Below are 26,206 nucleotides of genomic sequence, written 5' to 3'. Positions count from 1 at the left end.
CAGTATCGTACGGGTGTTTTACCGACGTTTCGGAACCGGTACCCGGACCAGATCGTGCGCGACGGTCAGCTCCCCCTCGAAGCCCGCCGCCCTCGCCTGCCGCTCGAACTCCTCGGGGTCGGTGTAGCGCTGGCTGAAGTGCGTCAGCACCAGATGCCGTACGCCCGCGTCCCGGGCCACCGTCGCCGCCTGGCCGGCGGTCAGATGGCCGTGCTCCTCCGCGAGGTCGGTGTCCTCGTCGAGGAAGGTCGACTCGATGACGAGCAGGTCGCAGCCGTCGGCCAGCGTGTACACGCCCTCGCACAGGCGGGTGTCCATGACGAACGCGAACCGCTGGCCGCGGCGGACCTCGCTGACGTCGTCGAGCGAGACGCCGTCCAGCGAGCCCTCGCGCTGCAGTCGGCCCACGTCCGGGCCCTTGATGCCGTGCGCGGCGAGACGGTCGGGCAGCATGCGGCGGCCGTCGGGCTCGGTGAGGCGGTAGCCGTAGGACTCCACGGGGTGGGAGAGCCGGTGGGCGTCCAGGGTGTACGACGGGGTAGTGGCCAGGGGGCCGTCGCGGTCCACCGGCGCCTCGGTGAGGCCGACGGTCTCGCGGTAGGCCGTCGCGTACCGCAGACGGTCGAAGAAGCGCTGCCCGGACTTCGGGTAGTGGGCGGTCACCTCGTGCGGGACCTTGTCGAGGTTGATCCGCTGGATGACGCCGGCCAGGCCCAGGCAGTGGTCGCCGTGGAAGTGGGTGACGCAGACGCGGTTCAGGTCGTGCGCGGCGACCCCGGCGCGCAGCATCTGGCGCTGGGTGCCCTCGCCGGGGTCGAAGAGGATGCCCTCGCCGTCCCAGCGGAGCAGATAGCCGTTGTGGTTGCGGTGCCTGGTCGGGACCTGGCTGGCCGTGCCGAGGACCACCAATTCGCGTACGGACACGGTGCGTCGGCTAGCCGGGGGGCCACTGCAGGCCGCGGCCGCCGAGGACGTGGGCGTGCGCGTGGAAGACGGTCTGGCCGGCGCCGGGGCCGGTGTTGAAGACGACGCGGTAGCTGTCGAGCTTCTCCTCGTCGGCCACCTCCTTCGTCTCGCGCAGGACGTCGGCGGCGAGCTCGGGGGCGGCGGCGGCGAGTTCGGCCGCGTTCGGGTAGTGGGCCTTGGGGATCACCAGGACGTGGGTGGGTGCCTGGGGGTTGATGTCCCGGAAGGCGACGGTCGTCTCCGTCTCGCGGACGATCGTCGCCGGGACGTGCCCTGCGATGATCTTGCAGAACAGGCAGTCGTCCTGCGGTTCCCCGGCCATATCGGTTCCTCCAGGCGGTTGATCGTCTCTGTGGGCATCGTATCGTCGCCGAGCGCGGGCGGTCGGGGGCCGGCCGCGCCCACGCGCCGGAGCCGCGCAGCGCTACAGGCCCGCTAGGGCCTGTCGTTTGGATCAGGTCGGCAGTCCGGGCGGAGTCTTCGCGGGGCGCTCCTCCAGGGCCTCCAGGGCCAGGCGGATCGCCTCGTCCAGTTGGACGTCCCGCCCGGCCGCGTAGTCCTGGGGCCTCTGCACGACCTCCACGTCCGGGTCCACCCCGTGGTTCTCCACGCCCCACTCGTAGCCCTCCAGCCAGAACGCGTACTTCGGCTGGGTGACGAGCGTGCCGTCGACCAGGCGGTAGCGGCTGTCGATACCGATGACCCCGCCCCAGGTGCGGGTGCCCACGACCGGGCCGATGCCGAGGGCCTTGATGGCCGCGTTGACGATGTCGCCGTCGGAGCCGGAGAACTCGTTGGCGACGGCCACGACGGGGCCGCGGGGGGCGTCCTCGGGGTAGCTGTAGGGGCGCAGGCCGCGGGGAAGGTCCCAGCCGACGATCTTGCGGGCCAGCTTCTCGACGACGAGCTGGGAGGTGTGGCCGCCACGGTTCTCGCGGACGTCGACGACCAGGCCCTCGCGGGCGACCTCGATCCGCAGGTCGCGGTGGATCTGGGCCCAGCCCGGCGCCTGCATGTCGGGGACGTGCAGGTAGCCGAGGCGGCCGCCGGACTTCTCGTGGACGTAGGCGCGGCGGTCGCCGACCCAGGCGTGGTACCGAAGGGGTTCCTCGTCGGCGACGGGGACGACCACGGCGTGGCGGGGGTCGCCGCCGCCGGAGGGCAGCACGGTGAGTTCGACCGGCTTGCCCGCCGTGCCGACCAGGAGGGGGCCGGGGCCCGTCACCGGGTCGACCGGCCGGCCGCCCACCGCGACGATCGCGTCACCGGGGCGTACGGCGACGCCGGGCGCGGCGAGCGGGGAGCGCGCCTCGGGGTCGGAGGTCTCCGCGGGCAGGATCCGGTCGATGCGCCAACTGCCGTCCTCGTGACGGGAGATGTCGGCGCCCAGGAGCCCCTGGCGCTCGCCGTGGCCGTGGCCGCCGCGCGGGGTGACGTAGGCGTGCGAGGTGCCGAGTTCGCCCTGCACCTCCCACAGGAGGTCGACCAGGTCGTCGTGGGTGGCGACCCGGTCGAGGACGGGGCGGTAGCGGTCGAGTACGCCGGCCCAGTCGACGCCGCCGAGGTCGGGACGCCAGAAGTTGTCCCGCATGAGCCGACCGGTCTCGTCGTACATCTGGCGCCACTCGGCGGCCGGGTCGACGGTCTGGCGGATGCGGGAGAGGTCGACGGTGATGTTGCTGTCGCTCTCGTCGTCGTTCGAGGCCCGCCGGTCGCTGGGGACGACCTTGAGCTTGCCGTCGGTCCACAGCAGGACGCGCTTGCCGTCGCCGCTGACGGCGAAGTGGTCGGCGTCGGAGGCCAGGTGCTCGATGCGCTGCTGGGCCAGGTCGTAGCGTTCGAGCCGGCTCTCGGGATCGGGGTCGTCCGGGTTGGCCCGGGAGGCGCCGAGGACACCGCGCACCGGGTGGCGCAGCCACAGCACGCCGTCCTTGGCGGCGCGCAGCGTGGAGTAGCGGGCGGCCTCGACCGGGAAGGGCACGATCCGGTCGGCGAGGCCCTCGAGGTCGATACGGGTGCTGGGGGCGCCCTCGCTGTCCGGGGTCTCGTCCTTGTCCGGCGCCTCGAAGGGGCGGCCGTGGCGCTGCGGGCCGAACGGGGACGGGGTGGTCGCCGCCAGGGTGATCAGGTGCGGGCGGGACCCGCCGACGAACGCCAGGTCGAAGACGTGTTCGTCGTAGACGGGATCGAAGGAGCGCGCCGAGAGGAAGGCGAGGTGCTTGCCGTCCAGGGTGAAGGTGGGCGAGTAGTCCCGGAAGCGGAGCGGGGTCGCCTCGGTGACCGACAGGTCGGTGGTGTTGGCCAGCCGGAGCTGGCGCAGCGGGCGCGGCCCGGGGTGGGACCAGGCCAGCCAGCCGGAGTCGGGCGAGAAGACCAGGCCGGTCACGTCACCGTCGGCGCTGCGGTCGACCTCGCGGACCTCGCCGCTGTCCCGCTCGACGAGCAGCACGCGGCCGTCGTGGGTGGCGACCGCGACCCGGCTGCCGTCGGGGGCGACGGCGAGGCCGAGGACCCGGCCGAGCTGTCCGGCGGCCAGCCGGCGCGGGGTGGCTCCGGGCGCGGTGCCGGTGGCGGGCGCGAACTCCAGGGCGTCGTCGCCCTCGGCGTCGGTCACCCAGACGACGTGCTCCTCGCCGTCGGCGCGGAAGGTGCGCGGCAGCCGGGCGCGTACGCCCGGTTCGGCGGCGAGGGCGCGGGCGGGGCCGGAGCGGTGGGTGACCCAGTGGACCGAACCGCGGACGGCGACCGCGCTGCCGCGGGCGGTGTGGTCGGGGTAGGCGGAGCCGAACCAGCGGACGGTGTTCACCGGGAACGGCTGCAGGTCGACGCGGGGCCCGCCGAGCCGGACGTCGAGGCGGCGGGGCTCGGCGCCGTCGAGGTCGTCGAGGATCCACAGCTCACCGGCGGACATGTACACCAGCCGGCTGCCGTCGCCGGCCAGGTGGCGGGCGTAGAAGCCGTCGACGGGGGTGTGCCGGCGCAGGTCGGATGCGTCGGCGAGGGAGGAGTAGACGGCGCCGACGCCCTCGTGGTCGGAGAGGAAGGCGATGCGGTCGCCGACCCAGACGGGGCTCTCCAGATTGCCGTCCAGCTCCTCGTGCAGCCGTACGAACTCGCCGTCGCCCTCCCGGTCGATCCACAGCTTGCCCGCCGTTCCGCCGCGGTAGCGCTTCCACCAGGCGGCCTCGCGGCCCATCGGCGCGGACAGCAGGACGGTGGCGGGGCCGAAGGCGACGTCGCCGACGGGGCCGTGCGGGAGGGTGGTGGCCGGGCCGCCGTCGAGCGGGACGGCGCGGGCCCAGCTGCGGCGCAGGCTCGCCTGGCCGTAGGTGCTGATGGCGAGGACCTGGCCGTCCGGGGTCCAGCCGCGCACCTGGGTGCGTGAACTCCCCCAGTGGGTGAGGCGTTTGGCGGCGCCGCCGTCGACGGGGGCGACGTGCACCTCGGGGGCGCCGTCGCGGGCGGAGGTCCAGGCGACGGTGGCGCCGTCGGGCGAGATGCGCGGGTGGTCGACGGGGACGTTGTCGGCGCTGACCCGCCAGGCCCGGCCGCCGTCGAGGGGCGCGATCCACACGTCGTCCTCGGCGGTGAAGGCGATCAACTCGCCGTGCAGGTGCGGATGCCGGAGATACGCGGAGGCTGCGAGCTGAGTCACCCGATCACTCTAGGCAGCCGCACCGTCGCGGGACAGGGGTTTGGATCACTTGCCCTGGACCGGCCAGCACTTCGGGTCGCCCTTGCACCAGATGGTCCGGGTGACGGTCACGGTGACGGTCGGCCCGGGCTGGTTGCCGTTGCCGTTGCTCGGGTTGTTCAGGATGGGTGACGGGGTGGACGTGCAGTTGCCGAGGCCGCTCACGTGGAACCACGTCTTGCCGCCGACCTTGGCGGTGAGATCGCCGCGCACACAGGCGCCGTCGACGGCACGGGTGACCTTGCCGGTGACGGTGATCTCCTTGCCGTCCTTGGTCTGCCCCTGGCAGTCGACGTCGGCGACGGTGGTCTCGCTCGCCGAGGGCATCGAACTGCCGGACGTGGAGTTCTTGTTGTTGTTCCCGTAGTTGGCCGTGCAGCTGAGCCACTGGACGTTCACGTGCTGCCGCTTGAGCTCCGCGGTCGCCGTCTGGTCGGTCGTGTAGGCCACGGACGCGGCGCTGAGCCCGGCCGGATCACAGGCCACGACCCCGCCGAAGGTCAGCAGGGCAAGCCCCGCCGCGGCCGCCACCCGCCGTCCCCGTGGCCGCCGCCAGTTCCGCCTCAACACCCCCATGGAGGGCAGCCTGCCACTGACCGCGGTCGCGCGGTAGAGCGCATACGGCCACGAAAGCGCCCCCCGCGCCCCGTTCCCACGGAGCGCGGGTCCTGTGCGGCCGCTGTCACGACCAGCGGCCGGTGCGGCCGAGGAGCAGGGCGGTGGCCGCGGTGCCCGCGGTCGAGGTGCGCAGCACGCTGCGCCCGAGCCGGTACGCCTTCGCCCCCGCCTCCTCGAAGAGCGCCAACTCCTCGGGGGAGACGCCTCCTTCGGGCCCGACGACCAGCATGATCTCGCCCTGGGCGGGGAGTTCGGCGGTCGCCAGCGGCTCGCTGCCGTACTCCCGGTCCTCGTGCAGTACGGCGGCGAAGTCGGCTTTGGCGAGAAGTGCCGCAACCTGCTTGGTCGTCGCCGCGTCCGCGACCTCCGGGAAGCGCAGCCGGCGGGACTGCTTGCCGGCCTCGCGGGCGGTGGCCCGCCACTTGGCGAGCGCCTTCAGTCCGCGCTCGCCCTTCCACTGGGTGATGCAGCGGGCGGCCGACCAGGGGACGACGGCGTCCACGCCGGTCTCGGTCATCGTCTCGACCGCCAGTTCGCCGCGGTCGCCCTTGGGCAGGGCCTGGACGACGGTGATCCGCGGGGAGGGTTCGGGCTCCACCGGGAACTCGAAGGGCTCGACGACGAGACGGTCCTTGCCGGAGACGCTGCGGACGACTCCGGCCGCCCCGCGGCCCCTGCCGTCGGTCAGCACCACGTCCTCGCCGGCCTGCAGCCGCCGTACCGACACCGCGTGCCGCCCCTCGGGCCCCTCCACCTCGACGACCGAGCCGGGGCCGACGCCCTCCAGCGAGTCGACGACGAACACCGGCGCGGTCATCGCAGTCCTCCCTTGTCCGACAACGCTGTCCGGGCCGCGTCGAGTTCGGCGGCCAGGACCTCCACCAGCTGCCCGGCCGGCATCTCGCGCGCCATGCGGTGGCCCTGCCCGGCCCACAGCGCCATGCCCTGCGCGTCCCCGCCCGCGGCGGCCTTCTTGCGCAGCGGCGCGGTGAGGTGGTGGACGGCGGGGTAGGCGGCGGGGGCGTACGGGCCGTGCTCGCGCAGGAAGCGGTTGACCAGGCCGCGGGCGGGGCGGCCGGAGAAGGCGCGGGTCAGCTCGGTGCGCACGAACAGGGGGTTGGTCAGGGCCTGCTTGTGGACGGGGGCCGCACCGGACTCGGGGGTGGCGAGGAACGCGGTGCCGAGCTGGGCCGCGGTCGCGCCCGCCGCGAGGACGGCGGCGATCTGGCTGCCGCGCATGATGCCGCCGGCGGCGACGATCGGCAGGCCCACGGTCTCGCGGATCTGCGCGACGAGGGAGAGCAGGCCGATGCCGGACCCGTCGTTCTCGGGGAGGTCGCGGTGGGTGCCCTGGTGGCCGCCGGCCTCCACGCCCTGCGCGATCACCGCGTCGGCGCCGGCCCGCTCGACGGCGAGGGCCTCCTCCGCGGTGGTCGCGGTGACGAGGGTGTAGGTGCCGAGGCGGTGCAGCGAGTCGATGACCTCCCGGCTCGGCACGCCGAAGTGGAACGACACCACCGGCACCGGGTTGTCGAGCAGCACGGCGAGCTTGGCGTCGTAGCCGTCGTCCCGGCCGCTGTCGGGGTCGCCCAGCTCGGTCTCGTACCAGGCGGCCTCGCCGGCCAGCTGGTGGGCGTAGACCTCGACGGCGGACCGGTCGGTGTGGTCGGGCTGCGGCATGAAGAGGTTGACGCCGAAGGGGCGCTTGGTCAGTCCACGGAGCTGCTTGATCTCCTGGTACATGCCGTCGGCGGTCTTGTACCCGGCGGCCAGGAACCCCAGCCCTCCGGCCTCGGACACGGCCTGCGCGAGATGCGGTACGGAAACGCCACCCGCCATGGGGGCCTGCACGATCGGGTGAGGGAAGAGATCGGTCAGCGCGGAGGACATGCCCGCATGTTGTCACGTCCCCCGAACAAGTCCGAATCGGGTCGTCCCTGTCACCTGGGTGACAGGGACGACTACGACTCAGCGACCGTTGAAGGCATCCTTGAGCCTCGAGAACAGCCCCTGCTGCCCGGGCTGGAACTGGCCCTGAGGGCGCTCCTCACCACGCAGCTTCGCCAGCTCGCGCAGCAGCCGCTCCTGCTCGGGGTCGAGCTTCGTCGGGGTCTGGACCTCGACATGGACGATGAGGTCGCCCCGGCCGCCGCCGCGCAGATGCGTGACGCCCCGGCCGTGCAGCGGGATCGACTGGCCGGACTGGGTGCCGGGCCGGATGTCGACCTCCTCCATGCCGTCCAGCGTCTCCAGCGGCACCTTGGTGCCGAGGGACGCCGCGGTCATCGGGATCGTCACCGTGCAGTGCAGATCGTCGCCGCGCCGCTGGAAGGTGGAGTGCGGGAGCTCGTGGATCTCGACGTACAGGTCGCCGGCCGGGCCACCGCCCGGACCGACCTCGCCCTCGCCCGCGAGCTGGATGCGGGTGCCGTTGTCCACACCGGCGGGGATCTTGACCGTCAGCGTGCGGCGGGAGCGGATGCGGCCGTCGCCGGCGCACTCCGGGCACGGCGTCGGCACGACCGTGCCGAAGCCCTGGCACTGGGGGCAGGGCCGGGAGGTCATGACCTGGCCCAGGAAGGACCGGGTCACCTGCGAGACCTCACCGCGGCCGCGGCACATGTCGCACGTCTGCGCGGAGGTGCCGGGGGCCGCCCCCTCGCCGTTGCAGGTGTTGCAGACGATGGCCGTGTCGACCTGGATGTCCTTGGTCGTGCCGAAGGCCGCCTCGTCCAGCTCGATCTCCAGCCGGATCATCGCGTCCTGGCCGCGCCGGGTGCGCGAGCGCGGGCCGCGCTGGGACGCCGTACCGAAGAAGGCGTCCATGATGTCCGAGAAGTTCCCGAAGCCGCCGGCGCCGAAGCCGCCCGCGCCGCCGCCGCCCGCCTGCGAGAGCGGGTCGCCGCCGAGGTCGTAGACCTGCTTCTTCTGCGGGTCCGACAGCACCTCGTAAGCGGCGTTGATCTCCTTGAACCGCTCCTGGGTCTTCGGATCGGGGTTGACGTCCGGGTGCAGCTCGCGTGCGAGCCGCCGGAAGGCCTTCTTGATCTCTTCCTGCGACGCGTCGCGGCGCACGCCGAGAACGGCGTAGTAGTCCGTGGCCACTTACGACTCCGCCAGGATCTGTCCGACGTACCGTGCCACTGCGCGTACCGCTCCCATCGTTCCCGGGTAATCCATGCGGGTCGGTCCGACCACGCCGAGCTTGGCGACTGCCTCGCCGCCCGAACCGTAGCCGACCGAGACCACGGACGTGGAGTTGAGTCCCTCGTAGGCGTTCTCATGACCGATGCGTACGGTCATGCCCGAATCCCCGGCCTCGCCAAGCAACTTGAGGAGCACGACCTGCTCCTCCAGCGCCTCGAGCACGGGCCGGATGGTGAGGGGGAAGTCATGTCCGAAGCGGGTCAGATTGGCGGTTCCGCCGATCATCAGCCGCTCCTCGTTCTCCTCGACGAGGGTTTCGAGGAGGGTGGAAAGCACTGTCGAGACGGTGCCCCGGTCCTCCACGTCGAAACCCTCGGGCAGGTCCTCGACCAGCCGCGGCACGTCCGCGAACCGGCGTCCCGCGACCCGGCTGTTCAACCGCGCCCGCAGATCCGCGAGCGAGGCCTCCCCGAAGGGCGCCGGGCAGTCGACCATCCGCTGCTCCACCCGCCCGGTGTCCGTGATCAGCACGAGCATCACGCGCGCGGGGGCGAGCGAGAGCAGCTCCACGTGCCGCACGGTCGAGCGGGTCAGCGACGGATACTGCACGACGGCGACCTGCCGCGTCAGCTGCGCGAGCAGCCGCACGGTACGGGCCACCACGTCGTCCAGGTCGACGGCGCCGTCGAGGAAGTTCTGAATCGCGCGCCGCTCGGGCGCGGTCATCGGCTTGACGCCGGCGAGCTTGTCGACGAACAGGCGGTAGCCCTTGTCGGTCGGGATGCGCCCGGCGCTGGTGTGCGGCTGGGCGATGTACCCCTCGTCCTCCAGGGCCGCCATGTCGTTGCGGACCGTGGCCGGGGACACGCCGAGGTTGTGCCGCTCGGTCAGGGCCTTGGACCCGACCGGCTCCTCGGTGCCGACATAGTCCTGGACGATGGCGCGCAGTACCTGGAGCCGTCGTTCACTCAGCATCGCGCACACCTCCAGATGTCGTCCCCTGGTGCCTGGCCTGGCACTCTGTCCGTCCGAGTGCCAGCACTCCCCGGCCCAGTGTACGGCGGTCGGGTACCGGCAGGGCAAGGTCGGTCCCGCCTCGCGGGCTCCTGCCGCTAGCGTCGCGGTATGACGGTGACTTGGGAAGAGCTCGGGTGGGAGCGGGTGGCGGCCGGGGTCGGGCGGTGCCGGATGCCCGGCTGGGACTGCACGGTGGGGCTGGTCGTCGGGGACGGCACGGCCCTGGTGATCGACGCGGGGTCGAGTCTCGCGGAGGGCGCGCTGCTGCGTTCGCAGGCCGGGGAACTGGCCGGTCATCGTGTGACCCATCTCGCGCTGACCCACCCGCATTTCGACCATGTCCTCGGTGCTGCGGCGTTCGCGGGCGCGGAGGTGTACGGCGCGGTGGGCGTGGACGCGCTGCTCGGCGCCCGGCACGCGCGCGAGGAGCTGCGCGAGGACGCGGTGCGCAACGGGCTGGACGCGCGCGTGGCCGAGGAGGCGGTGGACTCGCTGGTCCCGCCCCGGCATCACGTCTCCGGCGAGTGGACCCTGGACCTGGGCGGCGACCGGCAGGTGCTGCTGGCGAACGTGGGGCCCGGCCACACCGCCCACGACCTCGCCGTCCTGGTGCCCGGCTCCCCCGAGGTGGTCTTCTGCGGCGACCTGGTCGAGGAGTCCGGCGATCCGCAGGCGGGTCCCGACGCCGTGCCCTCCCAGTGGCCCGCCGCCCTCGACCGCCTGCTCGACCTGGGCGGCGAGGACGCGTTGTACGTGCCCGGTCACGGAGCGGTGGTGGACGCGGGGTTCGTCCGGGCGCAGCGGGACGCGCTGGCGGCGCGTTTCGGCGTGTCGCGGTGATCGCCGGGACGCTTCTCCTATCGTCATGCGAATGCGCCAGTACTCTCCGGACCTGACCCCGCCGTGGAAGAAGCCCAAGCCCGTCGCCGAGGTCCCGGCGGAGCCCGGTCTGGTGGTCGAGGAGGCGGGTACCGGTTTCTGCGGCGCGGTGATCCGCTGCGAGGCGGGCACGGTGACCCTGGAGGACCGCTTCGGCAAGCACCGGGTGTTCCCGATGGAGCCGCGCGGGTTCCTGCTGGAGGGCCGGGTGGTGACGCTCGTCCGTCCTTCGGGCGGTGCTCCGGTACGACCCACTCGTACGGCATCCGGTTCGGTCGCCGTCCCCGGCGCACGCGCGCGTGTGGCCCGCGCCGGGCGGATCTACGTCGAGGGCCGGCACGACGCCGAGCTGGTGGAGAAGGTCTGGGGCGACGACCTGCGGATCGAGGGTGTGGTCGTGGAGTACCTGGAGGGCGTGGACGACCTGCCGTCGATCGTGGCCGAGTTCGCGCCGGGGCCGGACGCGCGGCTGGGCGTCCTGGTGGACCATCTGGTGCCGGGCACGAAGGAGTGGCGGATCGCCCAGGAGGTGACCAGTGAGCACGCGCTGGTCGTCGGGCATCCGTACATCGACATCTGGGAGGCGGTGAAGCCGTCGTCCCTGGGCATCGAGGCGTGGCCGCGTGTCCCGCACGGCCAGGACTGGAAGACGGGGGTGTGCCGGGCGCTGGGCTGGCCGTCGGAGAACACGGGTGCCGTGTGGCAGGCGATCCTGAAGCGGGTGGGTTCCTACAAGGACCTGGAGCCGGAGCTGCTGGGCCGCGTGGAGGAGCTGATCGACTTCGTCACCGCTCCGGAGTGAACCGGGCGTCGGTCAGTCGACGAGGTCCCTGACCACCGCGTCCGCCAGCAGCCGCCCCCGCAGCGTCAGCACGGCCCGGCCCTGCTCGTACGGGTCCTGCCGCAGCAGTCCGTCGGCCAGGGCCCGGCGCGACGCCGCGAGTCCGGCCGGCTTCAGCAGTTCCAGGGGCGCCCCGTCCCGCAGGCGCAGCTCCAGCAGGATGCGTTCCACCCGCCGGTCCTCCTCCGACAGCACCTCGCGGCCCGCCCCCGGGGACCTGCCCGCGGCCAGGGCCGCCGCGTAGGCGCCGGGGTGCTTCACGTTCCACCAGCGCACCCCGCCGACGTGCGAGTGCGCTCCGGGGCCCGCGCCCCACCAGTCGGCGCCGCGCCAGTACAGCTCGTTGTGCAGGCACCGGGCGTCGGCAGCGGTCGCCCAGTTGGACACCTCGTACCAGTCGAAGCCCGCGCCGGACAGGACGTCCTCCGCGATCAGGTACCGGTCCGCGTGGACGTCGTCGTCGGTCATCGGGACCTCGCCCCGCCGGATCCGGCGGGCCAGCTGCGTGCCCTCCTCGACGATCAGCGCGTACGCCGACACATGGTCCGGGCCGGCGCCGATCGCCGCCTCCAGCGACGCCCGCCAGTCGTCGTCCGACTCGCCCGGGGTGCCGTAGATCAGGTCCAGGTTGACGTGCTCGAAGCCCGCCGCCCTCGCCTCCGCGACGCACGCCTCGGGGCGGCCGGGCGTGTGGGTGCGGTCCAGGACCTTCAGCACGTGCTGCCGCGCGCTCTGCATGCCGAAGGAGATCCGGTTGAAGCCGCCCTCGCGGAGGGCGGAGAGGTAGGCGGGGTCGACCGACTCGGGGTTCGCCTCCGTGGTGACCTCGGCGTCCGCCGCGAGCCCGAACTCGTCGCGGATCGCGCCGAGCATCCGGACGAGGTCGCCCGCGGCCAGCAGCGTCGGGGTGCCGCCGCCGACGAAGACCGTGCTCACCTGCCGCGGGTCGTCGCCCAGGACCTTGCGGGCCAGGCGGATCTCGTCGATCAGGGTGTCCGCGTAGTTCTCGCGGGAGGCCAGGACGCCTCCCGTGCCGCGCAGCTCGGTGGCGGTGTAGGTGTTGAAGTCGCAGTAGCCGCAGCGGGTCGCGCAGTACGGCACGTGCAGGTAGAAGCCGAGGGGTCGGGTGGCGGCCCCGGCGAGTGCGGACGCGGGCAGTGCGCCGTCGGCGGGGACCGGCTCGCCGTCGGGGAGTGCGGAAGGCATGCCTTCCATTGTCCCGTACCGCCGCGGCTGCTCACTCCGCCTGGAGCACCAGCAGCGCCAGGTCGTCCTCGGGCGGCCGTCCGCCGAACTCGTGCACCAGGCGTCTGATGCGCTCCGCGATCAGCTGGGCGCTCAGGCCCGCGCAGCCGGCCAGGGCGGCGGCGAGGCCGTCGGCGTCGTCGAACTGGGCGGAGCCCGAGCGCCGCTCGGTGACGCCGTCGGTGACGCACAGCAGGCTGTCGCCGGGGCGCAGTGCGAAGCTCTCGCTGCTGTACGTCTCGTCCTCGACGACGCCGAGGAGGGTCTGCGGCCGGGCGGCCGTACGGACGTCCCCGTCGGCTCCGAGCAGCAGCGGCAGCGGGTGGCCGGCGGAGGCGAGGGTGCAGCGGACTCCGCCGTCGAAGGGGGTCAGCTCGCCGTAGAGGAGGGACAGGAAGCGGGTCTGCGGGCCGTCGGCGGGGCCGACCGGCTGGACCAGGGCCCGGGCCGCCGCGTCCGCGGCCTCGGTCGCGTCGTCGAGGAGGAGCCGGTTGAGGCGGTCGAGGACGCCGGCGACGCCGTATCCCTCGCGGGCCAGCAGCCGCAGCCAGGGGCGGGCGAGGCCGATGACGACGGCGGCTTCGGGGCCCTTGCCCTGGACGTCCCCGACGGCGAAGCACCAGCGGCCGTCGCCGGCCGGGAAGAGGTCGTAGAAGTCGCCGCTGGGGCCGCCCTTGTCGCACGGCTCGTAGACGAGGGCGCTGCGCACGCCGGGGATCTCGGCGACGGCGGCGGGCAGCAGGCCGCGCTGCAGGACCTTGCTGATGGTGGCCTGGCGGGCGTACTGCCGGGCCGCGCCGATGGCCAGCGCCACCCGGCGGCTGAGGTCCTCGACGAGCCCGGTGACCTCGTCGGGGAAGCGCAGGAGTCCGGCGCGGCCGATGACGAGGGTGCCGAGCGGTCGGCCGCCAGCGATCAGGCGGTAGGCGAGCGCCGCGCCGTGGGCGTCGCGCGGGTCGAGCGCCCCGGCAGGCCAGGGGTGGGCGACGGGCCCCGACTGCAGGACGCCCGGCGGGAGCGGCGGCTCCTTCTCCAGAACCCGGCGCAGTTCCTCCATGTGGTTCTCGCTGCCGTGCCAGACGCGGGCCAGCCGCGGCCCGGTGCCGCCGCCTCCGTGCGGCGGCGGGCCGGCGTCGAGGGTCTCCCAGCGGCCCATCACCTCGTCCTCCAGCCATACGGCGCACCAGTCGGCGAGCCGCGGCACGATCAGCTGTCCGGTGAGGGCGGCGACCAGGTTCTCGTCGAGCTGCCCGGCGAGCAGGTCGGAGGCCTCGGCGAGGAAGGACAGGGCGCCCCGGTTGAGCCAGTCCGCGTCGCGGTCGGCCCGCAGGGGCTCGGGGGCGAGGAATCCGGCGACGTCGAGGCCGTACTCCACCGCGCCGCTCGCGGTCCCGTCGGCGCTCGCGCCCTCCTCGGCCGACAGCCGCGCCCACACCGTCTTGGCGCCCCTGCTGTAGGTGACGCCCCAGGACTCGGCGAGCTCGGCGACCAGGCGCAGTCCGCGGCCGTACTCGTGCGTCCCGCGCGAGGGTTCGGCGTCGGTGCCGCGGGGCGGCCGGGAGGGGTGGTGGTCGCGGACCTCGACGAGGAGGGTGCCGGCCGTCTCCTCCAGCCGGCAGGTCACGTGGACGTCGGTGCCGGCGTGCACGACGGCGTTGGTGACGAGTTCGCTGACGACGAGCAGCGCGTCCTCGGCGAGCCGGCCGTCGAGGCCCTCGGCGCCGGGCAGTTCGGCCTCCGTCCACCGGTCGAAGGCGGCTCGCAGGAGCGAGCGGGCGGATGCGGGCGCGACGGAGCTCCCGGGCAGGGTGGCGTGCGCCCGCGCACTCGCGTCCGCGCGCGCTTCTCCGTGCGCGGGCACGTCGAGGGCACGGGCAGCGGTCTTCCGTTGCATCGGAACGGCCCCCATGTCCAGCTCCCCGAGCAGTTCGGACGAATACGCCTCGGTCGATGCGGACAGAGTGACAGACTGACCACGCCCATAAGCGCCGAGTTACCGAAGTGGGCCGCCATGAGTGAGAACAGTGCTATGCGTACGCTCGAAGACGGACAAAAACCGGAACAAGTCCGAGCATCGGAGCTGCGCCCGCTGCTCGCGGCGATGACGGCGGCCCGGGACGGCGACTTCACGAAGGTGCCCGAGACGGGGCACGGCATGGTGGCCGAACTGACCGCCGTCTTCAACCAGATCGCCGACCGGAACATGCACTTCAACCGTGAGGTGCAGCGGGTCAAGCGGGAGCTGGTGCGGCACGGCCGGCTCGACGAGCGGCTGTCGGCGAGCCCGGGCCAGGGCGCCTGGGCCGCCCGGGTCACCGATGTCAACCAGCTGCTGGACGCCCTGGTGGCCCCGGCGGCGAACGCGACCCGGGTGCTGGACGCGGTGGCCGGGGGCGATCTGACGCAGCGGGTCGACCTGCACGACGGCAACCGCCAGCTGAGGGGTGACCTGCGGCGGCTGGGCCGGGCCGTGAACAAGATGGTCGACCAGCTGTCGCTGTTCACCGGCGAGGTGACCCGGGTCGCACGCGAGGTGGGCACCGAGGGGCGGCTCGGCGGTCGGGCCAAGGTGCAGGGCCTGTCCGGGAGTTGGCGGGATGTGACCGAGGCGGTCAACACGATGGCCGCCCGGCTGACCGCTCAGGTGCGGGACATCGCCCTGGTGACGACGGCGGTGGCGCGCGGCGACCTGACCCGTACGGTGACGGTCGAGGCGACCGGCGAGCTGCTGGAACTGAAGCTCACCGTGAACACGATGGTGGACCAGCTCTCCGCCTTCGCCGACGAGGTCACCCGCGTGGCCCGCGAGGTCGGCACCGAGGGCCAGCTGGGCGGCCGGGCGCAGGTGCGCGGGGTCTCCGGGGTCTGGAAGGACCTCACGGACAACGTCAACTTCATGGCGTCGAACCTCACTTCGCAGGTCCGGAACATCGCGCAGGTGACGACGGCCGTGGCCAACGGCGACCTGTCGCAGAAGATCACCGTGGACGCGCAGGGCGAGATCCTGGAGCTGAAGTCGACCATCAACACGATGGTGGACCAGCTCTCCGCGTTCGCCGACGAGGTCACCCGGGTCGCCCGCGAGGTCGGCACCGAGGGCAACCTCGGCGGCCGGGCGCAGGTGCGGGGCGTCTCGGGCGTCTGGAAGGACCTCACCGACAACGTCAACTTCATGGCGGACAACCTGACCTCGCAGGTCCGTAACATCGCCCTGGTGTCGACGGCCGTCGCCCAGGGCGACCTCGGCAAGAAGATCACGGTGGAGGCGAAGGGCGAGATCCTGGAGCTGAAGTCCACCATCAACACGATGGTGGACCAGCTCTCCGCCTTCGCCGACGAGGTCACCCGCGTCGCCCGCGAGGTCGGCACCGAGGGCAACCTCGGCGGTCAGGCGCAGGTGCGGGGCGTCTCGGGCGTCTGGAAGGACCTCACCGACAACGTCAACTTCATGGCGCTGAACCTGACGTCGCAGGTGCGGAACATCGCGCAGGTGACGACGGCCGTGGCCAACGGCGACCTGTCGAAGAAGATCACCGTCGACGCGCGCGGCGAGATCCTGGAACTGAAGGACACCGTCAACACGATGGTGGAGCAGCTGCGCGCCTTCGCCGACGAGGTGACCCGCGTGGCCCGCGAGGTCGGCACGGACGGCCGGCTGGGCGGGCGTGCCCAGGTGCTGGGCGTGTCCGGCGTCTGGCGGGATCTGACCGACAACGTCAACTACATGGCGGACAACCTCACTTCGCAGGTCCGCAACATCGCGCAGGTGACGACCGCGGTGGCCAACGGCGACCTGTCGAAGAAGATCGACGTGGACGCGCGCGGCGAGATCCTGGAACTGAAGACCGCCATCAACACCATGGTCGACACGCTGTCGTCCTTCTCGTCGGAGGTCACCCGTGTCGCCCGCGAGGTCGGCTCGGAGGGCCAACTCGGCGGCCAGGCACGGGTGGAGGGCGTGTACGGCACCTGGAAACGTCTGACGACCAACGTGAACGAACTGGCGTCGAACCTGACCACCCAGGTCCGCGCGATCGCCGAGGTGGCCTCCGCGGTGGCGCAGGGCGACATGTCCCGCTCGATCACCGTGGAGACCCAGGGCGAGGTCGCCGAGCTGAAGGACAACATCAACCTGATGGTGGCCAACCTCCGCGAGACGACCCGCGCGAAGGACTGGCTGGAGTCCAACCTGGCCCGCCTCGCGGCCCTGATGCAGGGCCACCGCGACCTGATGGAGGTCGCCGACCTGATCCTGCGGGAGCTGACGCCCCTGGTGAACGCCCAGTACGGGGCGTTCTTCCTGGCCGACCCGGACGAGGACGGAGCCTCGATCCGCACCACCGTCCCCGCGAAGGGACTGGCGTTCATCGCGGGCTACGGCTCGGCGCAGGGGGCGACCGTCGAGACCGGCGGCCTGCCGGTGCACGGCCTGGTCAGGCAGGCGGCCCGGGAGAAGAAGCGGATCCTGGTCGAGGAGGCCCCGCCGGACTACATCAAGATCAACAGCGGTCTCGGCGAGGCGGCCCCGACCAGCGTCGTGATCATCCCGATCCTCTTCGAGGACAAGCTCCTCGGCGTGATCGAACTGGCCTCGTTCTCCCGCTTCTCCGACGTCCATCTGGCGTTCTTCGACCAGTTCGTGAACACCATCGGCGTCGCGATCAACACCATCATCGCCAACTCCCGCACCGAGTCCCTACTCGGCGAGTCCCAGCGGCTGGCGATGCAGCTGCAGGAACGCTCCGACGAACTGCAGAAGCAGCAGGCCGAGTTGCAGCGCTCGAACGCCGAACTGGAGGAGAAGGCCGCCCTGCTGGCCACCAGCTCGCAGTACAAGTCGGAGTTCCTGGCGAACATGTCGCACGAGCTGCGGACGCCGCTGAACTCCCTGCTGATCCTGGCCCGCCTGCTGTCGGACAACCCCGACGGCCATCTCTCGGACCAGGAGGTGCAGTTCGCGACGACGATCCACCGCTCCGGCTCCGACCTGCTGCAACTGATCAACGACATCCTGGACCTGTCGAAGATCGAGGCCGGCCGGATGGACGTACGCCCGAAGAAGCTGCCGCTGATCAAGCTCCTCGACTACGTCCACGCCACCTTCCGCCCGCTCACCCTGGACCGCGGGCTCGCCTTCGAGGTGGCGGTCGGCGAGGACGTGCCGCGCGAGATGTACTCGGACGAGCAGCGCCTGCAGCAGATCCTGCGCAACCTGCTCTCCAACGCGATCAAGTTCACCGCGAGCGGCCGGGTGGAGCTGCGGGTGACCCGGGTGCAGGACCCCGAGCACCGCTACGTCCAGGGCAGCGACCAGGTGATCGCCTTCGCCGTCTCCGACACCGGCATCGGTATCGCGCCGGAGAAACTCCCGGTGATCTTCGAGGCGTTCCAGCAGGCCGACGGCACCACCAACCGCAAATACGGCGGCACCGGCCTCGGCCTGTCCATCAGCCGGGAGATCGCCGGCCTGCTGGGCGGCCGTATCGTCGCCGAGAGCGAACCCGGCAAGGGCTCCACCTTCACGCTCTACGTCCCCGTCGTCAGCCCCGGCCACCCGGCCACCGGACCGGTCGCCGAGGACCGTCCGCTGCCGGTGCCCGAGCAGCTGTCGGCCGAGCCGTACCCGGCCACGCACGACGTGGACGACTCCTGGCCCGCCCCCACCAAGCTGGAGGCCTGGAAGTCGGGCCGGGCCGGTCAGGTCCTGCCGGGACGCCGGGTGCTGATCGTCGACGACGACATCCGCAACGTCTTCGCCCTCACCCATGTCCTCGGCCGCGTCGGCATGCCGGTGCTGTACGCGGAGAACGGCCGCGAGGGCATCGAGACCCTGGAACGCAACCCGGACGTCGAACTGGTCCTGATGGACATCATGATGCCGGAGATGGACGGCTACGAGACGATCTCCGCCATCCGCCGCGCCCCGCGCTGGACCGGCCTGCCGATCGTCGCGCTCACCGCCAAGGCGATGCCCGGCGACCGCGAGAAGTCCATCGCGCGGGGCGCGAACGACTACGTACCGAAGCCGGTGGACGTCGACCAGTTGCTGACCGTCGTCTGCGGCCTGCTGGATCCGGAGGGCGCGGGGGCCGCGGAACAGACGGACGTCGAGGAGGCGGCGGCGACACCGACGCCCGAAACCGAATGAGGCACAGTCACCATGAGGCTTGAGGAAACGACCTACGAGCGCGCCGGCATCCTCCTCGTCGACGACATGGAGGACAACCTGATCGCACTGGAGGCCGTCCTGGGGTCCCTCAACGAGCCGCTGGTACGGGCCCGTTCCGGCGAGGAGGCGATGAAGGCGCTGCTGCGGCAGCGGTTCGCCCTGGTCCTGCTCGACGTCCGGATGCCGGGCATGGACGGCTTCGAGACGGCCGCCAACATCAAACGGCTCGACCAGACCAAGGACGTCCCGATCATCTTCCTGACCGGCGCGGACGACGACTCCGGCTACGCCTTCCGCGGCTACGCCACCGGGGCCGCGGACTACCTGACCAAGCCGTTCGACCCCTGGGTGCTGCGGGCCAAGGTCTCCGTCTTCCTGGACCTGCACCGCAAGAACCAGCAACTGGAGCGGCTGCACGGAGAACTCAGCCACCGGCTGGCGGAGTTGGAGGAGCAGTTCACCGGAGAGCGGCCCCCGGACCTGGAACGCCTGCACGCACAGGTCCGGGAGTTACGCCGCCTGGTACCCCCAGGCCACCCGGTGTGACCGCCTACGCCTCGCGGGTACCCGCGTACATCTCGTCGATGAGGTGCTTGTACTCCCGTTCCACGACCGGTCGCTTCAGCTTCAGGCTCGGGGTGATCTCGCCGTGCTCGACGTCGAGGTCGCGCGGCAGGAGCCGGAACTTCTTGATGGTCTGCCACTTCTGCAGGCCCGCGTTGAGCTCCTTGACGTAGCCCTCGACCATCGCGACCGTGGCCGGTGCGGCGACGACGTCGGCGTAGGAGCGGCCCTCCAGGCCGTTCTCCTTGGCCCACTCCAGGATCGACGGCTCGTCCAGCGCGATCAGCGCGGTGCAGAAGTTCCGGTCGGCGCCGTGCACCAGGATGTTGGACACGTACGGGCACACCGCCTTGAACTGTCCCTCGACCTCGGCGGGCGCGATGTACTTGCCGCCGGACGTCTTGATGAGGTCCTTCTTGCGGTCGGTGATGCGCAGGTACCCGTCGGGCGAGAGCTCGCCGATGTCGCCGGTGTGGAACCAGCCGTCCGCCTCCAGCACCTCGGCGGTCTTCTCGGGCAGCCCGTGGTAGCCCTGCATGATGCCGGGGCTGCGCAGCAGGATCTCGCCGTCGTCCGCGATGCGCACCTCGGTGCCGGGCAGCGGCTTGCCGACCGTGCCGGTGCGGTAGGCCTCGCCGGGGTTGACGAAGGAGGCCGCGGAGGACTCGGTGAGGCCGTAGCCCTCGAGGATGTGGATGCCGGCGCCGGAGAAGAAGTAGCCGATCTCGGGCGCGAGCGCCGCCGAGCCGGAGACGCAGGCCCGCAGGTTTCCGCCGAACGCCTCCCGGATCTTGGCGTACACCAGCGCGTCGGCGGCCTTGTGCTTCACGCCGAGCGCGAACGGCACCGAGGCCGTCCCGGTGCGCCGGAAGTTGTCCTGGGAGACCTTCGCGTACTCGCGGGCGATCTCCGCGGCCCACTGGAAGATCTTGTACTTGGCGCCGCCTCCCGCGCGGGCCTTCGCGGCGACCCCGTTGTAGACCTTCTCGAAGATCCGCGGCACGGCGGCCATGTACGTCGGCTGCACGATCGGCAGATTCTCGATGATCTTGTCGACGCGGCCGTCCACGGCGGTGACGTGGCCGACCTCGATCTGCCCGGAGGTGAGCACCTTGCCGAAGACGTGCGCGAGCGGCAGCCACAGGTACTGCACGTCCTCGCTGCTGACCAGCCCGGTCGCGGCGATCGCCTTCGCCATGTACGACCAGCTGTCGTGCGCGAGCCGCACGCCCTTGGGGCGGCCGGTGGTGCCGGAGGTGTAGATCAGCGTCGCGAGCTGGTCCTTGGTGATCGAACCGACCCGCTCCTTGATCAGCTCGGGGTCCTTCTCCAGCCGGGCGGCACCCCGGGCCTCCAGCTCGGCGAGGGTGAGGATCCAGTCACCGGTCTCCACACCCGCCGCGTCGATCACGACGACGTGCGTGAGGGCGGGCAGCTCGGCGCGCTTCTCCACGGCCTTGGCGAGCTGGGCCGCGTCCTCGGCGATCAGCACCCGGCTCTCGGAGTCGGAGAGGATGAACGCCGACTCGTCGGCGTTGGTCTGCGGGTACACGGTGGTGGTCGCCGCGCCGGCGCACATGATGCCGAGGTCGGCGAGGAGCCACTCGACGCGGGTGGAGGAGGCGAGCGCGACACGCTGCTCGGGCTGCACCCCCAGCTCGATGAGGCCCGCGGCGATCGCGTACACCCGCTCGGCCGCCTCGGCCCAGGTCAGCGACTTCCACTCGTCCGGGCCCTGCCCCGAGGCCGGCGGTACGGGATAGCGGTAGGCCTCGGCCTCCGGTGTGGCCGCGGCGCGCTCCAGGAAGAGGTTCGCCACGCTCGGCGGACGGTTCTCGATCAGTGTCTGTGTGTCGCTCACGACATCCTCCGGGGCCCGCGACTGTGCGGCTGGCTCAAAAGCGGCGGTATTGGCGGCGGTATTTACTGCGGCGGTCTGACTACGGCTGACTCGCTAGCGAGCCGTTGTTTAACTCGCGAGTAACCATCGAGCAGAGATCAGGGTAGAGCCCGACCGGCCGGTTCGTAAGGGGCGACGGCCTGTCACTTCCTACAGAGAGCGACCCTACGCGCGCGTAGGGGCCCGTCACGCTTTCGCACGACGGGCCCCTGTTGTGCCCGGTTTGCGGACGTGAGCCTCGGTTACCCGCGGTTACTTCTTGCTCTTGGCCGACCCCGCGCCGTCATCACTGCTCAGTACGGCGATGAAGGCCTCCTGCGGAACCTCCACGGAACCCACCATCTTCATCCGCTTCTTGCCCTCCTTCTGCTTCTCCAGCAGCTTCCGCTTACGGGAGATGTCACCGCCGTAGCACTTGGCGAGGACGTCCTTGCGGATGGCGCGGATGGTCTCGCGGGCGATGACCCGGGAGCCGATGGCGGCCTGGATGGGCACCTCGAAGGCCTGCCGCGGGATGAGCTCACGCAACTTGGCCACGAGCCGCACGCCGTAGGCGTAGGCGGCGTCCTTGTGCGTGATCGCGGAGAAGGCGTCCACCTTGTCGCCGTGCAGCAGGATGTCGACCTTGACCAGGCTGGAGGTCTGCTCGCCCGTGGGCTCGTAGTCCAGCGAGGCGTAACCGCGGGTCTTCGACTTCAGCTGGTCGAAGAAGTCGAAGACGATCTCCGCGAGCGGCAGCGTGTAGCGGATCTCGACCCGGTCCTCGGACAGGTAGTCCATGCCCAGGAGGGTGCCGCGCCGGGTCTGGCACAGCTCCATGATCGAGCCGATGAACTCGGTCGGCGCGAGGATCGTGGCCCGTACGACGGGCTCGTACACCTCGTTGATCTTCCCCTCGGGGAACTCGCTCGGGTTGGTGACGATGTGCTCGCTGCCGTCCTCCATCACGACCCGGTAGACCACGTTGGGCGCGGTCGCGATCAGGTCGAGCCCGAACTCGCGCTCCAGCCGCTCCCGGATCACGTCCAGGTGCAGCAGCCCCAGGAAGCCGACACGGAAGCCGAAGCCCAGCGCCGCCGAGGTCTCCGGCTCGTAGACGAGCGCGGCGTCGTTGAGCTGGAGCTTGTCGAGGGCCTCACGCAGCTCCGGGTAGTCGGAACCGTCCAGCGGATAGAGCCCCGAGAAGACCATGGGCTTGGGGTCCTTGTAGCCGCCGAGCGCCTCGGTGGCCCCCTTGTGCTGGCTGGTGACAGTGTCACCGACCTTGGACTGCCGCACGTCCTTCACACCGGTGATGAGGTAGCCCACCTCACCGACGCCGAGACCGTCGGCGCCCAGCATCTCGGGCGAGTTCGTCCCGATCTCCAGCAGCTCGTGGGTGGCGCCGGTCGACATCATCCTGATCCGCTCACGCTTGTTGAGCTGACCGTCGATGACACGGACGTACGTCACGACGCCGCGGTAGGAGTCGTAGACGGAGTCGAAGATCATCGCGCGGGCGGGGGCGTCGGCGACACCCACCGGCGCCGGGACGTCCCTGACCACCTTGTCGAGCAGCGCGTCGACGCCGACGCCGGTCTTGGCGGAGACCCTGAGCACGTCCTCGGGGTCGCAGCCGACCAGGTTGGCCAGCTCCTCCGCGAACTTCTCGGGCTGCGCGGCCGGCAGGTCGATCTTGTTCAGCACGGGGATGATCGTGAGGTCGTTCTCCATCGCCAGGTAGAGGTTGGCGAGGGTCTGCGCCTCGATGCCCTGGGCGGCGTCGACGAGGAGGATGGTCCCCTCGCAGGCGGCGAGCGACCGCGAGACCTCGTAGGTGAAGTCGACGTGCCCCGGGGTGTCGATCATGTTGAGGATGTGCGTGTTGCTCTTGTCGTGGGTCGGGGCCCACGGCAACCGCACCGCCTGGGACTTGATCGTGATGCCGCGCTCGCGCTCGATGTCCATGCGGTCGAGGTACTGGGCACGCATCTGGCGCTGCTCGACGACGCCGGTCAGCTGGAGCATCCGGTCGGCGAGCGTGGACTTGCCGTGGTCGATGTGCGCGATGATGCAGAAATTGCGGATCAGAGCCGGGGCGGTACGGCTCGGCTCGGGCACATTGTTAGGGGTCGCGGGCACGCAGGGTCCTGTCTCTTGAGGCGCCTTATGCCTCGGGTCGGATCGATACGTAGGCTCCATGGTCCCACGGCGGGCGACCGGGGACCGTTTTGGGCCGTCGGCCGAGCCACTGGTAGCCTGGGTGGCTGTGCCTCATGCCCTCTCAGCGCGAGGCGCACCTCAGAAAATCACCTGGCCCGGGTCCCGTGCGGTCCCGTGCCTGAACCTGAAAAGGCTCAATCAGTGGCGAACATCAAGTCCCAGATCAAGCGGATCAAGACCAACGAGAAGGCCCGGCTGCGCAACAAGGCCGTCAAGTCCTCCCTGAAGACCGCGATCCGCAAGGCCCGCGAGGCCGCTGCCGCGGGTGACGTCGAGAAGGCCACCGAGTACCAGCGCGCTGCTGCGCGTCAGCTCGACAAGGCCGTCTCGAAGGGCGTCATCCACAAGAACCAGGCCGCCAACAAGAAGTCGGCGCTTGCTTCCAAGGTCGCGTCCCTCAAGGGCTGACACCTTCCTTTGATCTGACCGCCGGAGGGACCCAGAGCGGGCCCTCTCTCATCCGCTCCCGTCCGGCACCCAGAGCCTGTACGCGGCCTGCGTTCGCCACGCGGGTACAGGCTCACCAGCTTGAACCGAAGACCCCGCTCCCGCCCTTCCCCAGGGTGGGGGCAGGGTCTTTGTTTCGTTGTGGCTCGGGGTGGGGGCGTCAGTCGTCGGGCCGGGGCGGGGCCACGGTTTTCGCTGGTCGTGGGCGGGCCGGCCCTGGATCGCGCCGGTGCGGACATCTCAGCCCGTCCGGCGTTTGAGGACGAGGCCCCTTCAGGGCCGAACGGGGGCCCGGGGGCAGAGCCCCCGCCAACAGCGCCCCGCCCTGGGCGAGCCCAGAGAAGAGCCCCTTACCCGCGCCCCCGCGACCGCGCGGCCCGCGCGATCGTCACCACGGCCTTCTCCAACGCGTACTCGGGATCGTCCCCCCCACCCTTCACTCCCGCGTCCGCCTCAGCCACCGCCCGCAGGGCGACCGCGACCCCGTCCGGCGTCCACCCCCGCATCTGCTGCCGCACCCGATCGATCTTCCACGGCGGCATCCCCAGCTCCCGCGCCAGGTCCGCCGGCCGCCCCCCACGCGCCGACGACAGCTTGCCGATCGCCCGCACTCCCTGGGCCAGCGCACTGGTGATCAGCACCGGCGCCACGCCCGTGGACAACGACCACCGCAGCGCCTCCAGCGCCTCCGCCGCCCGCCCCTCCACGGCCCGGTCGGCCACGGTGAAGCTCGACGCCTCCGCCCGGCCGGTGTAGTAGCGCCCCACGACCGTCTCGTCGATGGTCCCCTCGACGTCGGCGACCAGCTGGGAGACCGCCGAGGCCAGCTCTCGCAGATCGCTCCCGATGGCATCGACCAGCGCCTGGCAGGCCTCGGGCGTCGCGGATCTCCCGACCGTCCGGAACTCCCCGCGCACGAAGGCCAGCCGGTCCGCCGGCTTGGTCATCTTCGGACAGGCCACCTCACGCGCCCCGGCCTTACGGGCGGCGTCGAGCAGCCCCTTGCCCTTGGCGCCGCCCGCGTGAAGCAGCACCAGGGTGATCTCCTCGGCCGGCGCCCCGAGGTACGCCTTCACGTCCTTGACCGTGTCGGCCGAGAGATCCTGCGCGTCGCGTACGACCACGACCTTGCGCTCGGCGAAGAGCGACGGGCTGGTCAGCTCGGCGAGCGTGCCGGGCTGCAACTGGTCCGGGGTCAGGTCACGTACGTCCGTGTCGGCGTCGGCGGCCCTGGCAGCGGCCACCACCTCCCGCACGGCCCGGTCGAGCAGCAGGTCCTCCTGGCCCACGGCGAGCGTCACCGGGGCGAGAGGGTCGTCATTCGCAGTCTTCTTGGCCATCGGGTCAAGCATGGCACGCACCACTGACAACCCGCCCCGCGCAGGTCCGCCGCACGACCGGAGCGACTACGGCTGGGACCACGCCCCTTCCCGCCCGGGTCGGCTACGGCTCCTCCCGCCACCCCTCCCACTCCCCCGCGAACGCGTCCAGCTCGCCGGGATCCAGCCGCCCCTCCTCGTCCCGCAGGACGAGCAGCCACTGCGCGTCCTCGGCGTCGTCCTCACCGGCCAGCGCGTCCCGTACGAGCTGTGGCTCCTCCCTGACCCCGAAACGCTCTCCCAACGCCTCGGCCGCCTCCTCGGCGGCGTCCCGGTCGGGCAGCACCAGCACATGTCTCACATCGCTCACCCGCCCATTCTCGGCCACCCGACCGACCTCACTCCTCCCGCACAGTCGGCACCCGCCCCAGCTCGATCCCGAACGACTCCCGGTACACCGCGAGCACCTCCTCGTCCGTGCCCAACTCGCGCTCCTCGCGCCGCCCGTCGCCTCCCGTCACCTTCAACGTGCGCCCGCCGAGCGTGATCCGCCCTCCGTCCTCCGTCACCCGGGAGCACACCAGCGACCGCACGAAGTGGGAGGCCGGCGAAGTGCTGTGCCACCACGCCCCGGCCACGAAGTCACCGAGCTCACGCGGCCGCGTCTCCAGCCGGTACTGCGGCTCACCGTTCATGACGACGTCCAGATCCGGCCCCCTCTCGACGATCCGGAACACCCCACCGGGGTCCTCCTGTTCACCCCTCTCCCCGAAGGCCAGCGGGAAGTGGCTGAACGCCCCGAACCCCACGTCGGCCAGCCACTCGCTCCCGTCCACCGCCCGCACCCGCAGCGCGAGATGGTCGTACGGGATCCCCAGCCGCCCCTCGCCCCCGTGCACCCGCGCCGCGAGCAGCGTGACCTCGAACCCCAGCGCGCCCAGCAACGCCGCGAAGGACCCGTTGAGTTCGTAGCAGAAGCCGCCTCGCCGCGCCCCCACCACCTTGTCCCACAGCCGTTCCTCCTCCAGCACGATCTCCTCGCCCAGGTGGACGGAGAGGTTCTCGAAGGGCACGGTCCGCAGATGGCGCAGTTGCAGCGCGCGCAGCGCGGCGGGGGTGGCGGTGGCGTCGGCGGGGGGCTCCGGGTGCTCGACTCCCAGCCGGCGGAGGTAGGCATCGACCTGTGAGGACTTCATGC

General features: G+C 71.6%; 20 protein-coding genes. 5 read left to right on the top strand and 15 right to left on the bottom strand.

Annotated features, from left to right (window positions below; genetic code table 11):
- Nucleotides 1-18 precede the first annotated feature (18 nt).
- From ACIGDI_RS02360 to hrcA, 8 genes are all read right to left on the bottom strand, one after another.
- Nucleotides 19-924: a ribonuclease Z gene (locus ACIGDI_RS02360; RefSeq protein ID WP_399889298.1), complete on the bottom strand. Its 906-nt coding sequence runs from the start codon at nucleotides 922-924 to the stop codon at nucleotides 19-21.
- A 10-nt stretch (nucleotides 925-934) separates the two neighbouring features.
- Nucleotides 935-1,288 (bottom strand): histidine triad nucleotide-binding protein, encoded by a 354-nt coding sequence (locus ACIGDI_RS02355; RefSeq protein WP_399889295.1) that lies wholly within the window; start codon nucleotides 1,286-1,288, stop codon nucleotides 935-937.
- A gap of 132 nt (nucleotides 1,289-1,420) precedes the next feature.
- Complete coding sequence (locus tag ACIGDI_RS02350; RefSeq protein WP_399889292.1) at nucleotides 1,421-4,621, bottom strand: S41 family peptidase; 3,201 nt, start codon at nucleotides 4,619-4,621, stop codon at nucleotides 1,421-1,423.
- A 45-nt stretch (nucleotides 4,622-4,666) separates the two neighbouring features.
- On the bottom strand, nucleotides 4,667-5,236 hold the full coding sequence (locus ACIGDI_RS02345; protein WP_399889289.1) for a hypothetical protein: 570 nt from the start codon (nucleotides 5,234-5,236) through the stop codon (nucleotides 4,667-4,669).
- A 106-nt stretch (nucleotides 5,237-5,342) separates the two neighbouring features.
- Nucleotides 5,343-6,095 carry a 16S rRNA (uracil(1498)-N(3))-methyltransferase gene (locus ACIGDI_RS02340; protein ID WP_272173928.1) on the bottom strand — a complete coding sequence of 251 codons (753 nt, stop codon included), beginning with the start codon at nucleotides 6,093-6,095 and terminating at the stop codon, nucleotides 5,343-5,345.
- Entirely contained in the window at nucleotides 6,092-7,168 is a 1,077-nt protein-coding gene (locus ACIGDI_RS02335) for a nitronate monooxygenase (RefSeq protein ID WP_399889286.1), read from the bottom strand. Before ACIGDI_RS02335 ends, ACIGDI_RS02340 begins: the two co-directional genes overlap by 4 nt.
- 78 nt (nucleotides 7,169-7,246) lie before the next feature.
- Nucleotides 7,247-8,383, bottom strand: a complete 1,137-nt coding sequence (gene dnaJ / locus ACIGDI_RS02330; protein WP_399889283.1) for a molecular chaperone DnaJ — start codon at nucleotides 8,381-8,383, stop codon at nucleotides 7,247-7,249.
- Nucleotides 8,384-9,400: a heat-inducible transcriptional repressor HrcA gene (hrcA, locus tag ACIGDI_RS02325; RefSeq protein WP_399889280.1), complete on the bottom strand. Its 1,017-nt coding sequence runs from the start codon at nucleotides 9,398-9,400 to the stop codon at nucleotides 8,384-8,386.
- Nucleotides 9,401-9,550: 150 nt separating this feature from the next.
- Between hrcA and ACIGDI_RS02320 the strand changes: the two genes are divergently transcribed.
- On the top strand, nucleotides 9,551-10,282 hold the full coding sequence (locus ACIGDI_RS02320; protein ID WP_399889277.1) for an MBL fold metallo-hydrolase: 732 nt from the start codon (nucleotides 9,551-9,553) through the stop codon (nucleotides 10,280-10,282).
- Nucleotides 10,283-10,313: 31 nt separating this feature from the next.
- A complete protein-coding gene (locus ACIGDI_RS02315; protein ID WP_399889274.1) occupies nucleotides 10,314-11,123 on the top strand; it encodes a DUF3097 domain-containing protein in 810 nt (269 codons plus the stop codon).
- A gap of 12 nt (nucleotides 11,124-11,135) precedes the next feature.
- On the opposite strand, the gene hemW is transcribed toward ACIGDI_RS02315, so the two are convergent.
- Together hemW and ACIGDI_RS02305 are read right to left on the bottom strand one after the other, a co-directional pair.
- Nucleotides 11,136-12,368, bottom strand: a complete 1,233-nt coding sequence (gene hemW / locus ACIGDI_RS02310) for a radical SAM family heme chaperone HemW (RefSeq protein WP_399889271.1) — start codon at nucleotides 12,366-12,368, stop codon at nucleotides 11,136-11,138.
- A 31-nt stretch (nucleotides 12,369-12,399) separates the two neighbouring features.
- Entirely contained in the window at nucleotides 12,400-14,316 is a 1,917-nt protein-coding gene (locus tag ACIGDI_RS02305; RefSeq protein ID WP_399889268.1) for a SpoIIE family protein phosphatase, read from the bottom strand.
- A gap of 102 nt (nucleotides 14,317-14,418) precedes the next feature.
- On the opposite strand from ACIGDI_RS02305, the gene ACIGDI_RS02300 reads away from it, so the two are divergent.
- Nucleotides 14,419-18,555 (top strand): HAMP domain-containing protein, encoded by a 4,137-nt coding sequence (locus ACIGDI_RS02300; RefSeq protein WP_399889265.1) that lies wholly within the window; start codon nucleotides 14,419-14,421, stop codon nucleotides 18,553-18,555.
- Nucleotides 18,556-18,567: 12 nt separating this feature from the next.
- The gene (locus ACIGDI_RS02295; protein WP_200702895.1) at nucleotides 18,568-19,122 is read left to right on the top strand and encodes a two-component system response regulator; all 555 of its coding nucleotides are present in this window, start codon (nucleotides 18,568-18,570) and stop codon (nucleotides 19,120-19,122) included.
- Between the two features lie 4 nt (nucleotides 19,123-19,126).
- On the opposite strand, the gene ACIGDI_RS02290 is transcribed toward ACIGDI_RS02295, so the two are convergent.
- Nucleotides 19,127-21,001 carry an AMP-dependent synthetase/ligase gene (locus ACIGDI_RS02290; protein ID WP_399889262.1) on the bottom strand — a complete coding sequence of 625 codons (1,875 nt, stop codon included), beginning with the start codon at nucleotides 20,999-21,001 and terminating at the stop codon, nucleotides 19,127-19,129.
- Nucleotides 21,002-21,292: 291 nt separating this feature from the next.
- Nucleotides 21,293-23,161, bottom strand: coding sequence for a translation elongation factor 4 (lepA, locus tag ACIGDI_RS02285; RefSeq protein WP_200702893.1), 1,869 nt, complete (start codon nucleotides 23,159-23,161; stop codon nucleotides 21,293-21,295).
- 222 nt (nucleotides 23,162-23,383) lie between these two features.
- On the opposite strand from lepA, the gene rpsT reads away from it, so the two are divergent.
- On the top strand, nucleotides 23,384-23,650 hold the full coding sequence (gene rpsT / locus ACIGDI_RS02280; protein WP_015660447.1) for a 30S ribosomal protein S20: 267 nt from the start codon (nucleotides 23,384-23,386) through the stop codon (nucleotides 23,648-23,650).
- A gap of 389 nt (nucleotides 23,651-24,039) precedes the next feature.
- Here rpsT and holA read toward each other — a convergent pair whose 3' ends face one another.
- The 3 genes from holA to ACIGDI_RS02265 all read right to left on the bottom strand — a co-directional run bounded on the left by holA (nucleotide 24,040) and on the right by ACIGDI_RS02265 (nucleotide 26,204).
- The gene (gene holA / locus ACIGDI_RS02275; protein WP_399889257.1) at nucleotides 24,040-25,029 is read right to left on the bottom strand and encodes a DNA polymerase III subunit delta; all 990 of its coding nucleotides are present in this window, start codon (nucleotides 25,027-25,029) and stop codon (nucleotides 24,040-24,042) included.
- Between the two features lie 103 nt (nucleotides 25,030-25,132).
- Nucleotides 25,133-25,378: a hypothetical protein gene (locus ACIGDI_RS02270; protein WP_142151908.1), complete on the bottom strand. Its 246-nt coding sequence runs from the start codon at nucleotides 25,376-25,378 to the stop codon at nucleotides 25,133-25,135.
- A 28-nt stretch (nucleotides 25,379-25,406) separates the two neighbouring features.
- On the bottom strand, nucleotides 25,407-26,204 hold the full coding sequence (locus ACIGDI_RS02265; RefSeq protein WP_399889253.1) for an arylamine N-acetyltransferase: 798 nt from the start codon (nucleotides 26,202-26,204) through the stop codon (nucleotides 25,407-25,409).
- Nucleotides 26,205-26,206 lie beyond the last annotated feature (2 nt).

Origin of the sequence: Streptomyces sp. NPDC085900 (genome assembly GCF_044540925.1) — a bacterium.
In the GTDB taxonomy this organism is placed as follows: domain Bacteria; phylum Actinomycetota; class Actinomycetes; order Streptomycetales; family Streptomycetaceae; genus Streptomyces; species Streptomyces gilvifuscus.
Note: the sequence above shows the minus strand (reverse complement) of the source record. Positions and strands in the feature narration are given on the sequence as shown.

Coding starts and splice junctions, on each gene's coding strand:
- ACIGDI_RS02355 (WP_399889295.1), bottom strand. CDS start 1,288: ATGGCCGGGGAACCGCAGGACGACTGCCTGTTCTGCAAGATCATCGCA.
- ACIGDI_RS02345 (WP_399889289.1), bottom strand. CDS start 5,236: ATGGGGGTGTTGAGGCGGAACTGGCGGCGGCCACGGGGACGGCGGGTG.
- ACIGDI_RS02340 (WP_272173928.1), bottom strand. CDS start 6,095: ATGACCGCGCCGGTGTTCGTCGTCGACTCGCTGGAGGGCGTCGGCCCC.
- ACIGDI_RS02335 (WP_399889286.1), bottom strand. CDS start 7,168: ATGTCCTCCGCGCTGACCGATCTCTTCCCTCACCCGATCGTGCAGGCC.
- hrcA (WP_399889280.1), bottom strand. CDS start 9,400: ATGCTGAGTGAACGACGGCTCCAGGTACTGCGCGCCATCGTCCAGGAC.
- ACIGDI_RS02320 (WP_399889277.1), top strand. CDS start 9,551: ATGACGGTGACTTGGGAAGAGCTCGGGTGGGAGCGGGTGGCGGCCGGG.
- ACIGDI_RS02315 (WP_399889274.1), top strand. CDS start 10,314: ATGCGCCAGTACTCTCCGGACCTGACCCCGCCGTGGAAGAAGCCCAAG.
- hemW (WP_399889271.1), bottom strand. CDS start 12,368: ATGCCTTCCGCACTCCCCGACGGCGAGCCGGTCCCCGCCGACGGCGCA.
- ACIGDI_RS02305 (WP_399889268.1), bottom strand. CDS start 14,316: ATGGGGGCCGTTCCGATGCAACGGAAGACCGCTGCCCGTGCCCTCGAC.
- ACIGDI_RS02300 (WP_399889265.1), top strand. CDS start 14,419: ATGAGTGAGAACAGTGCTATGCGTACGCTCGAAGACGGACAAAAACCG.
- ACIGDI_RS02295 (WP_200702895.1), top strand. CDS start 18,568: ATGAGGCTTGAGGAAACGACCTACGAGCGCGCCGGCATCCTCCTCGTC.
- holA (WP_399889257.1), bottom strand. CDS start 25,029: ATGGCCAAGAAGACTGCGAATGACGACCCTCTCGCCCCGGTGACGCTC.
- ACIGDI_RS02265 (WP_399889253.1), bottom strand. CDS start 26,204: ATGAAGTCCTCACAGGTCGATGCCTACCTCCGCCGGCTGGGAGTCGAG.